9 protein-coding genes are annotated in these 16399 nt (G+C 42.3%); 7 read left to right on the top strand and 2 right to left on the bottom strand.

Annotated elements, in window-relative coordinates:
* Positions 1 to 54: 54 nt before the first annotated feature.
* On the top strand, positions 55 to 2295 hold the full coding sequence (locus LPH68_RS20495; RefSeq protein WP_015532345.1) for a bifunctional (p)ppGpp synthetase/guanosine-3',5'-bis(diphosphate) 3'-pyrophosphohydrolase: 2241 nt from the start codon (positions 55 to 57) through the stop codon (positions 2293 to 2295).
* A 119-nt stretch (positions 2296 to 2414) separates the two neighbouring features.
* Here LPH68_RS20495 and LPH68_RS20490 read toward each other — a convergent pair whose 3' ends face one another.
* Both LPH68_RS20490 and LPH68_RS20485 read right to left on the bottom strand, forming a co-directional pair.
* Positions 2415 to 2759 (bottom strand): MerR family transcriptional regulator, encoded by a 345-nt coding sequence (locus LPH68_RS20490; protein ID WP_004301384.1) that lies wholly within the window; start codon positions 2757 to 2759, stop codon positions 2415 to 2417.
* A gap of 20 nt (positions 2760 to 2779) precedes the next feature.
* Complete coding sequence (locus LPH68_RS20485; protein ID WP_004315137.1) at positions 2780 to 3748, bottom strand: M23 family metallopeptidase; 969 nt, start codon at positions 3746 to 3748, stop codon at positions 2780 to 2782.
* A gap of 171 nt (positions 3749 to 3919) precedes the next feature.
* Here LPH68_RS20485 and alaS point away from each other — a divergent pair, with 171 nt between their 5' ends.
* The 6 genes from alaS to LPH68_RS20455 all read left to right on the top strand — a co-directional run bounded on the left by alaS (position 3920) and on the right by LPH68_RS20455 (position 15652).
* Positions 3920 to 6538 (top strand): alanine--tRNA ligase, encoded by a 2619-nt coding sequence (gene alaS, locus LPH68_RS20480; protein WP_151923709.1) that lies wholly within the window; start codon positions 3920 to 3922, stop codon positions 6536 to 6538.
* A gap of 523 nt (positions 6539 to 7061) precedes the next feature.
* The gene (locus tag LPH68_RS20475; protein WP_151923714.1) at positions 7062 to 9299 is read left to right on the top strand and encodes a GH92 family glycosyl hydrolase; all 2238 of its coding nucleotides are present in this window, start codon (positions 7062 to 7064) and stop codon (positions 9297 to 9299) included.
* Positions 9300 to 9326: 27 nt separating this feature from the next.
* Positions 9327 to 9884, top strand: coding sequence for an RNA polymerase sigma-70 factor (locus tag LPH68_RS20470; RefSeq protein WP_117683350.1), 558 nt, complete (start codon positions 9327 to 9329; stop codon positions 9882 to 9884).
* Positions 9885 to 9918: 34 nt separating this feature from the next.
* Positions 9919 to 10926, top strand: coding sequence for a FecR family protein (locus LPH68_RS20465; protein WP_004301377.1), 1008 nt, complete (start codon positions 9919 to 9921; stop codon positions 10924 to 10926).
* Positions 10927 to 10970: 44 nt separating this feature from the next.
* On the top strand, positions 10971 to 13277 hold the full coding sequence (locus LPH68_RS20460) for a GH92 family glycosyl hydrolase (RefSeq protein ID WP_087317474.1): 2307 nt from the start codon (positions 10971 to 10973) through the stop codon (positions 13275 to 13277).
* A 104-nt stretch (positions 13278 to 13381) separates the two neighbouring features.
* A complete protein-coding gene (locus tag LPH68_RS20455) occupies positions 13382 to 15652 on the top strand; it encodes a GH92 family glycosyl hydrolase (RefSeq protein ID WP_117683351.1) in 2271 nt (756 codons plus the stop codon).
* The last annotated feature ends 747 nt before the right edge of the window (positions 15653 to 16399 follow it).

Raw genomic sequence — 16399 nt, 5'->3', positions numbered from 1 at the left:
CGTTCGGAAATTTGCTTATTTTTGCAGAACTAAGCAAGTGAAAGGATAACAATTATGGATAATCTGCCCCCTAAAGAAATAAGTGATGAAGAGATGATCAATCAGGCGTTCCACGAACTACTGAATGATTATCTCAACACTAAACATCGCAAAAAGGTTGAAATCATTACGAAGGCTTTCAACTTCGCCAATCAGGCGCATAAAGGTATCAAACGTCGTTCGGGCGAACCTTATATTATGCACCCGATTGCCGTTGCAAGTATTGTATGTAATGAGATCGGCCTGGGTTCAACTTCTATATGTGCGGCCTTGTTGCATGATGTAGTAGAAGACACTGATTACACAGTAGAAGACATTGAAAATATCTTTGGCCCGAAGATTGCCCAAATTGTGGACGGACTGACCAAGATATCCGGCGGAATTTTCGGTGACCGTGCTTCAGCACAAGCAGAGAACTTCAAGAAGTTACTGCTCACTATGTCGAACGATATCCGGGTAATTCTTATCAAGATAGCCGACCGTTTGCACAACATGCGTACCCTCGGTTCCATGTTGCCCAACAAGCAATATAAGATTGCAGGCGAAACGCTTTACATCTATGCGCCACTCGCCAACCGCCTGGGTCTCTATAAAATAAAAACAGAGCTTGAGAATCTAAGCTTCAAATATGAACATCCCGAAGAATATGCGGAAATAGAAGAGAAGTTGAATGCCACAGCTGCCGAACGCGACAAAGTTTTCAACGACTTCACTGCTCCTATCCGTACACAGTTGGATAAGATGGGATTAAAATACCGGATACTTGCCCGCGTAAAATCAATCTATTCTATCTGGAACAAAATGCAGACCAAGCATGTTCCTTTTGAAGAAATATTTGATCTACTAGCTGTCCGTATCATCTTCGAGCCACGTAACATAGAAGAAGAACTCAACGACTGTTTCGACATTTACGTTTCCATCTCCAAGATATACAAGCCTCATCCGGACCGTCTGCGCGACTGGGTGAGCCATCCTAAAGCAAATGGTTATCAGGCATTGCATGTCACCCTGATGGGTAATAACGGACAATGGATTGAAGTCCAGATTCGTAGTGAACGAATGAATGACGTTGCCGAACAAGGTTTCGCCGCTCACTGGAAATACAAAGAAGGAGGAGGCAGCGAAGATGAAGGAGAGTTGGAAAAATGGTTGAAAACCATTAAGGAGATATTGGATGATCCGCAACCGGATGCCATTGATTTTCTGGATACCATCAAACTTAATTTATTTGCTTCTGAAATATTCGTATTCACCCCCAAAGGTGAGCTGAAGACTATGCCGCAGAATTCTACGGCTCTCGACTTCGCGTTTTCCCTGCATACGGATATTGGCAGCCATTGTATTGGTGCCAAAGTCAACCACAAATTAGTTCCGTTAAGCCATAAATTGCAAAGTGGTGACCAAGTTGAGATCCTGACTTCAAAATCGCAACGTGTGCAACCGCAATGGGAAGTTTTTGCAACCACTGCCCGTGCCCGTGCCAAGATAGCAGCCATCCTCCGCAAAGAGCGTAAAGCAAACCAGAAGATAGGTGAAGAAATCCTTAACGAGTTTTTGAAAAAAGAGGAAATCCGCCCTGAAGAAACCGTTATTGAGAAGCTGCGCAAACTGCATAATGCCAAGAATGAAGAAGAACTGCTGGCCGCCATTGGCAGCAAAGCAATCGTCTTGGGAGAAGCGGATAAGAATGAACTGAAAGAAAAGCAAACCAGTAACTGGAAGAAATATCTGACTTTCTCTTTCGGCAACAATAAAGAGAAGCAGGAAGAAAAAGAGCCGCAAGAAAAAGAAAAGATCAATCCGAAGCAAGTGCTCAAGCTGACAGAAGAAAGTTTGCAGAAGAAATATATCATGGCCGAATGTTGCCATCCTATTCCCGGTGATGACGTATTGGGATATGTGGATGAAAACGACCGGATCATTATCCACAAACGCCAATGTCCTGTTGCCGCCAAACTGAAGAGCAGTTATGGCAACCGTATATTAGCAACAGAATGGGATACACACAAAGAACTATCTTTCCTGGTATATATATATATAAAAGGTATAGACAGCATGGGACTTTTGAATGAAGTCACCCAGGTTATCTCCAGACAGCTCAATGTAAATATCCGTAAGCTGACCATCGAAACCGAAGATGGTATCTTTGAAGGAAAAATTCAGTTATGGGTACATGACGTGGATGATGTGAAAACCATCTGTAACAATCTGAAGAAAATACAGAATATCAAACAGGTGAGCCGCGTAGAAGAATAGCTTTCAAACGGTAAATAAGAAAACGATGAACGGTGAATAAGTTGCAGTATCATGCAAATTGTTCACCGTTCATTTTGTTATGAGGTTTCTTGGCTATCGAATCCATTATCGATTAGCATTTATTCCCGTCCATCCAATTCGCGTTTAATAGCCAAAAGCTCTTCTTTTATCGCTTTCAGCTTATTTACAATCTCATAATTACGAACCGTAGCTTCTTTATTATCCTTCAAACGTTGTCGGGCACCGGGAAGTGTCATGCCTTTTTCTTTTACCAAATGGTAGATAAGTCCGATCGTTTCTACATCTTCTTTGCGGTACTGACGTATTCCTCTTCCCGCTGTCTTAGGAGAGATTTGCGGAAATTCCTTTTCCCAAAAACGGAGCAATGACGGATTGACTCCGAACATATCGGCAACCTCTCCTATTGAATAATATAGCTTCAATTCTTTGTCTGTATTAAGCATAACACTCCTGTTTTAAGATTTTAATCAAATACTTTACCATGATTGGCTGCCAATTGAATCATCTTTTCATAATCTTCGGCACTCAAATCCATGAAATAATAATTGACCGGATTTACTACCTGCCCTTTCACGTACACTTCATAATGCAAATGCGGGCCAGTACTTTTTCCTGTACTACCCACTTTTCCGATAATCTCACCACGTACCACTTTCTTTCCGACTTTCGTATTAAATCCCTGCAAGTGAGCATACCGAGTAAGATACCCGAAACCATGATCTATCTCAATAGTATTACCGTATCCGGTTTCCCATCCCACTTTCACCACTGTTCCGTTTCCGGTAGCATATACATCCGTTCCCGGATGAGCAGAGAAGTCCATGCCCGCATGGAACTTTGTCGTACCATAAATAGGGTCAATACGTGTACCATAACCGGATGCTGTCTGACGAAGATCCTTATTAGAAATAGGCTGTATGGCCGGAATACATTTCAGCATCTCATCGTGGTTCTTACACATATCAATCACATCATCGAAAGATTTCGACTGAATATAAAGCCTTTTGGAAAGCACGTCCAACTTTTGAGTCGTATTCACCACCAGCTTGGCATTCGCCAAATCCATCAGTTCTTCGTAACGGTTCGTCCCGCCATAACCTGCCTGACGAATAGCCGGAGAAACAGGATCTGCCTGTAAAATCACCCGATACAGATTATCGTCACGTTGCTGAATATCCTGAAGCACCCCCATAGCGTCGTCCAAACGCCGGGAAAGCACATTGTACTGCGCCAAAAGACGGCTGTTTTCAATTCTTAATTCCTTCTCTGACGGAGAACCAAAAATCAAAAGCAATACAATAAAGCAACCTGCTCCCAACCCCATTCCATAGAAAAGCCGACGCAGGATACTAAGCGCACGCTGCCGTACGGTAGGGTAAATTCGATCATAAGTCTGGGTCTGTGGATTATAGATGTAGTATACTTTGCGCATCTTTTTGGAAATATTTCGCTTGTTAATACGGCAAAAGTAATAAAAACAAGCTATCTTTGCACAGTTTTTACGAATTTATGAGTTGTGATTTATGATTTATTGGGGATTCCTCCCCTCTCTCATATCCCACAGCCCATAATTCATAATTCATAAATCATAATTCTTCATTATATGTTGACTGCAAAAGAGATCAGAGATTCATTCAAGAATTTCTTTGAGTCGAAAGGACACCACATCGTTCCCTCGGCTCCGATGGTGATTAAAGATGACCCTACCCTGATGTTTACGAACGCGGGTATGAACCAGTTTAAAGATATTATTTTGGGTAACCATCCGGCGAAATACCAAAGAGTCGCGGACTCGCAAAAATGTTTGCGTGTAAGCGGAAAGCATAATGACCTGGAAGAAGTAGGACACGATACGTACCACCACACCATGTTTGAAATGCTTGGTAACTGGTCGTTCGGCGATTACTTCAAGAAAGAAGCGATCAGCTGGGCATGGGAATATCTGGTAGAAGTCTTGAAACTGAATCCGGAACATCTCTATGCAACCGTATTTGAAGGAAGTCCTGAAGAAGGATTGAGCCGTGACGACGAAGCTGCTTCCTATTGGGAACAGTTCTTGCCGAAAGATCACATCATCAACGGTAACAAACACGACAACTTCTGGGAAATGGGTGATACAGGACCTTGCGGACCTTGTTCCGAAATCCATATCGACCTCCGTCCTGCTGAAGAACGTGCCAAGATCTCCGGTCGCGACCTCGTGAACCACGATCACCCGCAGGTAATTGAAATCTGGAACCTCGTGTTCATGCAATACAACCGCAAAGCAGACGGCAGTCTTGAGCCGCTTCCTGCCAAGGTTATTGATACCGGTATGGGATTCGAACGTCTTTGTATGGCTCTGCAAGGCAAAACATCCAACTACGACACAGACGTATTCCAGCCAATGCTGAAAGCTATTGCAGCAATGTCGGGTACAGAATACGGAAAAGACAAGCAGCAAGATATTGCTATGCGTGTGATTGCCGACCATATCCGTACCATTGCATTCTCAATCACAGATGGCCAGTTGCCGTCTAATGCAAAGGCAGGTTATGTGATCCGCCGTATCCTTCGCCGTGCTGTTCGTTACGGATATACTTTCCTCGGACAGAAACAGGCATTTATGTATAAGTTGCTTCCTGTATTGATTGATAACATGGGAGAGGCTTATCCTGAACTAGTTGCACAAAAGACACTGATTGAAAAAGTAATCAAGGAAGAAGAAGAATCATTCCTCCGCACTTTGGAAACTGGTATCCGTTTATTGGATAAGACAATGGAAGATACCAAAGCCAATGGAAAAACTGAAATCAGCGGTAAAGATGCCTTTACTTTATATGATACATTCGGTTTCCCGCTCGACTTGACAGAGCTGATTCTCCGTGAAAACGGAATGACTGTCAACATTGAAGAGTTCAATGAAGAAATGCAGCAACAGAAACAGCGTGCACGTAATGCCGCCGCCATCGAAACTGGTGACTGGATTGTACTGAAAGAAGGGACAACTGAATTCGTTGGTTACGATTACACTGAATACGAGGCTTCTATCCTTCGTTACCGTCAGATCAAACAAAAGAACCAGACATTGTATCAGATTGTACTCGACTATACTCCGTTCTATGCAGAAAGTGGTGGTCAGGTAGGTGATACAGGTGTATTGGTGAGCGAGTTCGAGACGATTGAAGTGATCGACACAAAGAAAGAGAATAATCTTCCGATACATATTACCAAAAAGTTACCCGAACATCCGGAAGCTCCGATGATGGCTTGTGTAGATACCGACAAACGTGCTGCCTGTGCAGCCAATCACTCGGCGACCCACTTGCTGGATGCTGCTTTACGTGAAGTATTGGGTGAACACATCGAACAGAAAGGTTCATTGGTTACACCGGATTCATTGCGTTTCGACTTCTCTCACTTCCAGAAAGTGACCGATGAAGAAATCCGTAAAGTTGAACATATCGTCAATGCAAGAATCCGCTCTAATATCCCATTGAAAGAATATCGCAATATTCCTATCGAGGAAGCTAAGGAATTGGGAGCTATCGCCCTCTTTGGTGAAAAGTATGGCGACAGAGTTCGTGTGATCCAATTCGGTACTTCTATCGAGTTCTGTGGTGGTACACATGTAGCTGCAACCGGAAATATCGGTATGGTGAAAATCATCTCCGAAAGTTCTGTTGCTGCCGGCGTTCGTCGTATTGAAGCTTATACCGGAGCACGCGTGGAAGAAATGCTGGATACGATACAAGATACACTTAGCGACTTGAAGGCTCTCTTTAACAATGCTCCTGACTTGAGAATTGCAATCCGTAAATATCTGGATGAAAATGCAGGATTGAAAAAGCAGGTAGAAGACTTCATGAAAGAGAAAGAAGCAGCTTTGAAGGAAAGACTACTGAAAAATGTACAAGAGATCCACGGTATCAAAGTAATCAAGTTCTGTGCCCCACTACCGGCAGAAGTAGTGAAGAATATCGCTTTCCAGCTTCGGGGTGAAATCACAGAAAACTTGTTCTTCGTAGCCGGAAGTACAGACAATGGCAAACCGATGCTGACAGTAATGCTTAGCGATAATTTGGTTGCTGGTGGTCTGAAAGCTGGTAATCTGGTAAAAGAAGCTGCAAAACTGATTCAAGGTGGCGGCGGTGGCCAACCTCACTTCGCTACTGCAGGAGGTAAAAATGCTGATGGACTACCGGCAGCAGTTGAAAAAGTACTGGAGCTGGCAGGAATCTAAGAATAAATAAAAGAGGCTGTCTAACAAGCCCCGAAAAAAAAGAAATCACCCCTGTCAGAGTTTGTTCTGATAGGGGTGAAATCGTTAAAAAGAGACTTATAGACAACCTCTTTTACGTAAAGATTTAAATTAGACGCGTCTGAATAAATACATAAGAAACTCCCTATTAATATAGAAAAAAATAGTGACGGTATATGCACAGGATAGTGACGGTATCGCAGGCATATAGCGTCACTATTTGCATCGGATAGCGTCACTATTTTACAGAAGTGAATTCACCAACAACAATTTCAGCTTGAATCCCCTTTTGAATCCCCTATAAAAGCATCGGGGAAGGATATTTCCTACCCTCCCCCAAAAACCAACAAACCCGGTAAAAAATAGAAGTCTATTTGTCTCTTTCTAAAAATATTAGCTTATAATTTAGGCTTGTCACAGTTTTTTTCTACCTTTGTGACCAGATTAATTATTTTTCTTATCCTTCAAATAAATAAAATAAGTAATCACTAATACCTAAAGAATGATGAGAACACCTGCTTATCTATGCCTGCTGTTAACCTGCATGCTCATTTCTTGTACCCCTACGCAAGAGAAACACGAAATAGATTACACATCTTATGTAAATCCATTTATCGGAACAGACTTCACTGGAAACACTTATCCTGGTGCCCAAGCTCCTTTCGGCATGGTGCAACTTAGCCCGGACAACGGACTCCCCGGATGGGACCGTATCTCCGGTTATTTCTATCCGGACAGTACGATTGCCGGTTTCAGCCACACACATCTTTCCGGCACTGGAGCGGGAGATTTGTATGACATCTCTTTCATGCCTGTCACTCTTCCCTACAAAGAAGCGGAAGCTCCACTTGGCATCCACTCTAAATTCTCCCACAAGGATGAAAGTGCTCATGCCGGTTATTATCAAGTACGCCTGACTGATTATAACATCAACGTCGAACTGACTGCCACCGAGCGTTGTGGTATCCAACGTTATACGTTTCCGGAAGCCCAATCTGCTATCTTCTTAAATCTGAAGAAAGCCATGAACTGGGATTTTACCAACGATTCTCATATCGAAGTCGTAGACTCCGTTACCATTCAAGGTTACCGTTTTTCCGACGGCTGGGCACGCGATCAACACATCTATTTCCGCACCCGATTCTCCAAGCCTTTTGAGAAAATGGAACTGGACACAACTGCCATCATCAAAGACAATAAACGTATCGGCACCGCTGTTATCGCCCGCTTCGATTTCAATACCCAAAAGGATGAACAGATATTAGTAAACACTGCCGTTTCCGGTGTCAGCATGGAAGGAGCAGCCAAAAACCTGCAAGCTGAAGTCCCCGAAAATAACTTCGACAAATACTTGGCGGAAACAAAAGCAAACTGGAACCGCCAGCTCGGAAAGATTGAAATAAAAGGTGATAATGAGAACGATAAAGTGAACTTCTACACTGCTCTCTATCACTCAATGATTGCTCCAACTATTTACAGTGATGTAGACGGAGCTTACTACGGTCCCGATAAGAAAGTACACCAAGCCGACGGCTGGGTTAATTATAGCACTTTCTCCCTATGGGATACATACCGTGCCGCCCACCCGCTCTTTACTTATACCGAACCCGAGCGTGTCAACGACATGGTGAAATCCTTCATCGCCTTCTACGAACAGAATGGCCGTCTGCCAGTGTGGAACTTCTACGGAGGTGAAACAGACATGATGATCGGTTATCATGCTGTTCCTGTTATTGTAGACGCCTATCTGAAAGGAATCGGCGACTTCGACGCAAAGAAAGCCTTGGATGCTTGCATAGCAACGGCTAATCTGGATAATTACCGCGGCATCGGACTCTACAAAGAATTAGGATACATACCTTACAACGTAACAGACCACTACAACGCAGAAAACTGGTCGTTATCCAAAACACTGGAATACGCTTTCGATGACTATTGCATTGCCGAAATGGCGGAGAAGATGGGCAAACAAGACATTGCGGACGAATTTTACAAACGTTCTCAAAACTACAAGAATGTATATAACCCCGCCACTTCTTTCATGCAGCCACGTGACGACAAAGGCACCTTTATCAAGGATTTCAAAGCCGATGACTATACGCCACACATTTGCGAAAGCAACGGATGGCAATACTTTTGGTCTGTACAGCATGACATTAACGGACTGATCGACCTTGTAGGAGGTAAAAACCGATTTGCCGAAAAACTGGACAGTATGTTCACCTATCATCCGGCAGCAGATGACGAACTACCTATCTTCAGCACGGGCATGATAGGACAATATGCGCATGGCAATGAACCGAGCCATCATGTTATTTATCTGTTCAATGCTATAGGACACGAAAATCGCACACAAGAATATGTAGCCAAAGTGATGAACGAGCTCTACAAGAACGAACCAGCCGGTCTTTGTGGCAACGAAGATTGCGGACAGATGTCAGCATGGTATGTATTCAGTGCGATGGGATTCTACCCCGTCAATCCCGTCAGTGGAAAATACGAGATAGGTACTCCCCTATTCCCGGAGATGCAATTACATCTGGCGAATGGAAAGACTTTCACCGTACTGGCCCCCAAAGTGAACAAAGAAAATATCTATATCCAATCCATCAAAATAGATGGAAAACCGTATGACAAAACATATCTTACTCACGAGCAAATCATGAGTGGAGCAACTGTCGAATTCGAAATGAGTAACACCCCTAAAGCAATTGGAGTCATATTCGAAGAAAATAACCCATAAGCCAAACCTGAACAACCAATTGAGAGAATGAACGAAAACTTCGATATAACCTATAAAGCACTATTTCGCCGGTACTATCCCAGCCTGATTTTCTATGCAACCCGTCTGGTGGGAGAAGAAGAAGCAGAGGATGTAGTGCAGGACGTATTTGTAGAATTATGGAAGCGGAAAGACCACATAGAGATAGGCGACCAAATCCAGGCCTTTCTCTATCGTGCCGTTTACACCCGTGCCCTTAACGTCTTGAAACACCGCAGTGTGGAAGACGGTTATTGTGTTGCCATGGAAGAAATCAACCAAAGACGCGCAGAATTCTATCAACCGGACAACAACGAAGTAATTCGGAGGATCGAAGATAAGGAACTCCGCAAGGAAATTCATGATGCAATTAATGAACTCCCTGACAAATGCAAAGAGGTTTTCAAACTTAGCTATCTGCATGATATGAAAAACAAGGAAATAGCCGATATTCTCGGAGTTTCACTCCGCACGGTGGAAGCCCATATGTATAAGGCTTTAAAATACTTGCGTGGCCGACTTGATCCTCTTTGGACGATTCTTTTCTTATTTTTATGGCGATTATAATAAGTGTTTTTGCGTTTTGAATTGTATTACTAATATGAAGGAAAAGAAAATGAGTAATCTGAGTGAAGAAATAATAAACAGATATCTGACAGGACAGTGTTCTGAAGAAGAGCTTATCGAGGTCAATGCCTGGATGAAGGAATCGGAAGAAAATGCCCGCCAGCTCTTTCGTATGGAAGAAATTTATCATTTGGGTAAATTCGACCAGTACACTGATGAACAACGGATACTTCGTGCGGAAAAACAACTCTATAAAAAGCTGGACGAAGAGAAAGGTAAACAGAGCAAAATACTAAGCATGCATCGCTGGATGAAATATGCCGCAGTGATTGCTGTGATGTTGGTCATGGGTGGTGGAGTCGGATATTGGTTCTATCAAAACGGAAACAATCAACAAATGATGGTTGCAGTAGCCAGCGAAGGCATTGTTAAGGAAGTAGTCTTGCCGGATGGCAGCAAGGTTTGGCTGAACAATGCAGCAACCTTGAAATATCCACGTGAGTTCTCCGAAAAGGAACGCAATGTCTACCTAGAAGGAGAAGCTTATTTTGAGGTCACCAAAAACCGCCATAAGCCATTCACCGTTCAAAGTGATGCAATACGCGTACGCGTATTGGGAACTACGTTCAATTTAAAATCCGATAAGCGTTGCCGGATAGCGGAGGCGACACTTATTGAAGGTGAGATTGAAGTAAAAGGCAATAAGGAAGAGGGGCAGATTATCCTCACTCCGGGACAACGTGCGGAACTGAACAAAAATAATGGACGATTGACCGTGAAACAAGTGGATGCCAAGTTGGATGCTGTTTGGCACGATAATCTGATTCCATTCCAAAAAGCAGATATCTTCACCATCACCAAAGCGCTGGAGCGTTTCTATGATGTGAAAATCATTCTGTCTCCTGACATTCAGACGGGTAAAACTTACTCCGGTGTACTGAAAAGGAAATCGAATATCGAGTCAGTGTTAAAATCATTGCAAAACTCTATACCTATTGATTATAAAATTGTCGGAAACAATATCTTCATTTCTCCCAAATAAGAAGTAAAAGATGAACCGGCTAAAACTTAAAAGCTATTAATACCATGAAATTAAAAACATTCCTAATAGTAGGATGTTTAGGAGGTTTATTCACACTTAGCTCCTGCACAGCCCCCACTAATGTAAAAGACTATAGTGCTTACGTCAACCCTTTCATCGGTACCGGTGGACATGGTCATACCTTCCCTGGAGCGGTAGTTCCCCACGGGATGATTCAGCCCAGTCCGGACACCCGGATCGATGGTTGGGATGCTTGTTCCGGTTATTATTATGCCGACTCTACCATCAATGGCTTCTCACACACACACGTCAGCGGTACAGGTTGTTGCGACTATGGAGATGTCTTGCTCATGCCAACTGTGGGTAAGCAACAATATCGTACAACCGATCCCCAAAGCCAGCGACTAGCATACGCTTCCTCTTTCTCACATAAGAATGAAATCGCAGAACCAGGATATTATTCTGTCTTTCTTGATACTTATCAGGTGAAAGCTGAAATTTCATCCACCAAACGAGGAGCAATCCATCGCTATACTTTTCCCGAAAACACCGAATCCGGATTTATCATCGACCTGGATTACAGCCTGCAACGACAGACTAACTCCGAGATGGAAATAGAAGTAATAAGCGATACGGAAATCTGTGGACATAAGAAAACAACTTATTGGGCTTTCGACCAATACATCAACTTCTACGCTAAATTTTCCAAACCATTCTCTTATACGCTCGTTACGGATTCTATCACCATGGACAATGGCAAACGGCTTCCTGTCTGCAAAGCATTATTGCATTTCAACACCAGTAAAGACGAACAGGTTCTTGTTAAAGTAGGTGTGTCCGCTGTTGATATTGCCGGTGCACGGAAGAACGTTGAATCAGAAATTCCCGGATGGGATTTCGAGAAAGTACGTAAAGACGCACGTACGGCATGGAATGAATATCTTTCCAAAATTGATATTACAACTTCTGATAAAGAAGATAAAGCCATCTTCTACACGGCCCTCTATCATACGGGAATCAGTCCAAATCTGTTCACTGATGCAGACGGACGTTATTTAGGAATGGATCTTGAAGTGCATCAAGGAGACACCCTTAATCCGATATACACTGTCTTTTCTTTATGGGATACTTTCCGTGCGCTACATCCGCTAATGACTATCATTGATCCTGATCTGAATAATCACTTTATCAATTCGTTAATTAAGAAGCATCAGGAAGGTGGAATATACCCCATGTGGGACTTGGCTTCCAATTACACCGGCACTATGATTGGTTATCATGCTGTTCCGGTCATCGTGGATGCCTACATGAAAGGGTATCGCAATTTTGATGCCAAAGAGGCTTATAAAGCCTGCCTGCGTGCCGCCGAATATGACACTACCGGCATCAAATGTCCGGATTTGGTATTGCCTCATCTCATGCCTAAAGCAAAATATTATAAGAATGCCATCGGATATATCCCTTGTGACCGCGAAAACGAATCAGTGGCCAAAGCGTTAGAATATGCGTATGATGACTGGTGTATCTCTATCTTTGCAGAAGCGATGAGTGATTTTGAATCCAAAGCAAAGTATGAACGCTTCGCCAAGGCGTACGAATTTTATTTCGACAAATCAATCCGCTTCATGCGTGGACTGGACTCAAAAGGTGAATGGCGTACTCCATTCAATCCGCGTGCATCTACTCACCGCAGCGATGATTATTGTGAAGGAACAGCTTGGCAATGGACTTGGTTTGTGCCGCATGATGTAGAAGGATTAGTCAATCTGATGGGTGGAGAAGATGCTTTTGTCCAAAAACTCGATTCCTTATTCTCGGCCGATTCATCACTTGAAGGTGAGACAACCTCATCAGATATCAGCGGACTTATCGGGCAATATGCACATGGAAACGAACCAAGTCATCATGTGATCCACCTATATAACTACGTTAACCACCCTTGGAGGACTCAAGAGTTGGTGGATAGCGTTTACCGAAGTCAGTATACCAACAGTATAGACGGTCTTTCGGGCAATGAGGACTGCGGTCAGATGTCTGCCTGGTATATACTCAACTCTATGGGATTCTATCAGGTATGTCCCGGCAAGCCGGTATATTCCATCGGACGTCCTGCCTTCGACAAAGCAGTTATCAATCTGCCTGAAGGAAAGACTTTCAGTATTGTAGTAAAGAATAATGGAAAAAAGAATAAATACATTGAAAGTGTATTGCTGAACGGTAAAGCTCTAAACATTCCATTCTTTAACCATCAGGATATTGCGAATGGAGGAACGATGGAAATCAAGATGACCGATCATCCTACGAAATGGGGAGTCCTCTCTCCGGCTCTCTCCTCCAAAGAAGAGGAATGAGTTGGTACTAGCTGTTCAAATTGAATAAAAAAAACAAAACCTTGAAAAATAAATTGGCTCAATCGATTTCTGATTCGATTGAGCCATAAATAATAAATAAGACCATGAAAAAGTATCTCCTATTAGTATGCGCATTAAGTTGTATCGTCTTTGCAAAAGCCAAAGACTGGACGCAGTATGTCAATCCGCTTATGGGTTCTCAATCTAGTTTCGAGTTATCAACAGGTAATACTTATCCGGCCATTGCCCGTCCGTGGGGGATGAATTTCTGGACTCCACAAACAGGAAAGATGGGAGACGGATGGCAATACACTTATACGGCTAATAAGATTCGTGGATTTAAACAAACACATCAACCCAGTCCGTGGATTAATGATTACGGACAATTCTCTATTATGCCTGTAGTAGGCAAACCGGAATTCAATGAAGAGAAGCGTGCCAGTTGGTTTGCCCACAAAGGAGAAACTGCCACTCCTTATTATTATAAAGTATATCTTGCAGAGCATGATGTAGTGACAGAAATGGCTCCAACCGAGCGTGCCGTTCTTTTCCGTTTCACTTTTCCGGAAAACGATCATTCGTATGTTGTAGTGGATGCCTTTGATAAGGGATCGTATATTAAGGTTATTCCGGAAGAAAACAAGATTATCGGTTACACGACCCGCAACAGCGGTGGAGTTCCCGAAAACTTTAAAAATTACTTTATTATTGAATTCGACAAGCCTTTCACTTATAAAGCTACGGTAGCCAATGGCAATCTGCAGGAAAATGTTACCGAACAGACAACAGATCATGCCGGAGCCATTATTGGTTTCCAAACACATAAGGACGAACAAGTACATGCAAGAATTGCTTCTTCTTTCATCAGTTTTGAACAGGCAGCTTTAAATATGAAAGAGTTGGGCAAAGATAATATCGAACAGCTAGCCAAAAAAGGAAAAGAAGCGTGGAACCAAGTGTTAGGCAAGATAGAAGTAGAAGGAGGCAATCTCGACCAATATCGCACATTCTATTCTTGTTTATATCGTTCATTGCTCTTCCCACGCAAATTCTACGAACTGGATGCTGCCGGACAACCTGTTCATTACAGTCCTTATAATGGGCAAGTATTACCGGGATATATGTATACCGACACAGGCTTTTGGGATACTTTCCGTTGCCTATTCCCGTTATTAAATCTGATGTATCCGTCAGTCAACAAGGAAATGCAGGAAGGTCTGATCAATACATATAAAGAGAGCGGTTTCTTCCCGGAATGGGCAAGTCCGGGGCACAGAGGCTGTATGGTTGGTAACAATTCTGCTTCTGTCTTAGTGGATGCTTACATGAAAGGAGTGAAAGTGGACGATATAAAAACATTGTATGAAGGGCTGATTCACGGAACGGAGAATGTACATCCACAAGTATCATCAACAGGACGTCTGGGATATGAATATTACAATAAACTGGGCTACGTGCCATACGATGTAAAAATCAATGAGAACGCCGCACGCACGTTGGAATATGCATACAATGACTGGTGTATCTACCAACTGGCAAAGGAACTTAAACGTCCGAAAAAAGAGATTAATCTTTTCGCAAAACGTGCCATGAACTACAAGAATCTTTTCGATAAGGAATCTAAGTTAATGCGTGGACGCAACGAAGATGGTACATTCCAATCTCCTTTCTCTCCGCTGAAATGGGGAGATGCTTTTACGGAAGGAAATAGCTGGCACTATACTTGGTCTGTATTCCACGATCCTCAAGGATTGATTGACTTGATGGGTGGAAAAGAGATGTTTATCACCATGATGGATTCTGTTTTTGCCGTACCTCCTATTTTTGATGATAGCTACTACGGCCAAGTGATTCATGAAATCCGTGAAATGACTGTGATGAATATGGGTAACTATGCACATGGCAATCAACCGATTCAGCACATGATTTATTTATATGACTATGCAGGACAACCTTGGAAAGCCCAATACTGGTTGCGTCAAGTAATGGATCGTATGTACTCTCCTACTCCGGACGGCTATTGTGGCGACGAGGACAACGGACAAACTTCTGCCTGGTATGTATTCTCGGCATTAGGTTTCTATCCTGTTTGTCCGGGAACGGATGAATATATTATAGGTGCTCCGTTATTCAAGAAAGCTACACTCCATTTTGAAAATGGCAATAGTTTGGTTATTGATGCTCCGAATAACAGTAAGAAGAATTTTTATGTCAATTCGATGAATGTCAATGGTGCTGATTACACTAAAAATTATCTCCGCCACGAAAATTTGCTCAAGGGAGGTACAATCAGTGTTGAAATGAGCAATCAACCTAATCAGAATAGAGGAACTAAAGAAGAAGATATGCCCTATTCTTTCTCTAAGCAACAATAATCCTTGCGAGATAATTTAGCCCTAATCTTGGTTTGAGTCTTTCTGTATTTTTCAGAAAGTAACTATTCATCAATATTCCGGCTGAAAGTAATAGCCTGAAAGCAAAGAAGTCTGCTTTCAGGCTATTGCTTTTATTATCTTTCGCTGCTTTTATTCGACAAAACAAGGCAAGCATATCAAAAATTAGTTTCAACACCATACGGAAATGAGTAAAATGATACAGGTTTGAATACATAGTGTAAAAAACATCTATCATAGTATCATTCATTTTAATAATCTTCTAATTACCAAATAAATAAGTATGACAGATAGCTTTTTGAAAATGCATCTATCATATTTTTATTGCAAAAAATGGGTATCTATCACACCCATATTATATCTATTTAGTGTAGCATTAGGTGAGAGTATCCATTTAAAGGCATAAGAATGCACACTTTATAGGATGATAACCTGTATTGACTACTTAATAATCTATTGGAAGCGGCTGTCTTTCTATAGTTCACATGTGCAGGCTGTACAGCCCACGTATGTAAACCGTGCAGCCCACACATGCGGACTGTACAGCACACATACGTGGGCTATAAACTTATCGCCATTACACAGGGTCGACGCATTATATTTTTTACTATCTTACAACTTGTATTTTATTTTTATATTATTGACTATTAGTGTATTATCTATTGTATATGTCGATTATTTTCCTTATCTTTATAAGATATTATAAAACATAAACTAACATGAAAATTG

Origin of the sequence: Bacteroides sp. 1_1_30 (assembly GCF_020982715.1) — a bacterium.
Classification (GTDB): Bacteria; Bacteroidota; Bacteroidia; order Bacteroidales; family Bacteroidaceae; genus Bacteroides; species Bacteroides xylanisolvens.
Note: the sequence above shows the minus strand (reverse complement) of the source record. Positions and strands in the feature narration are given on the sequence as shown.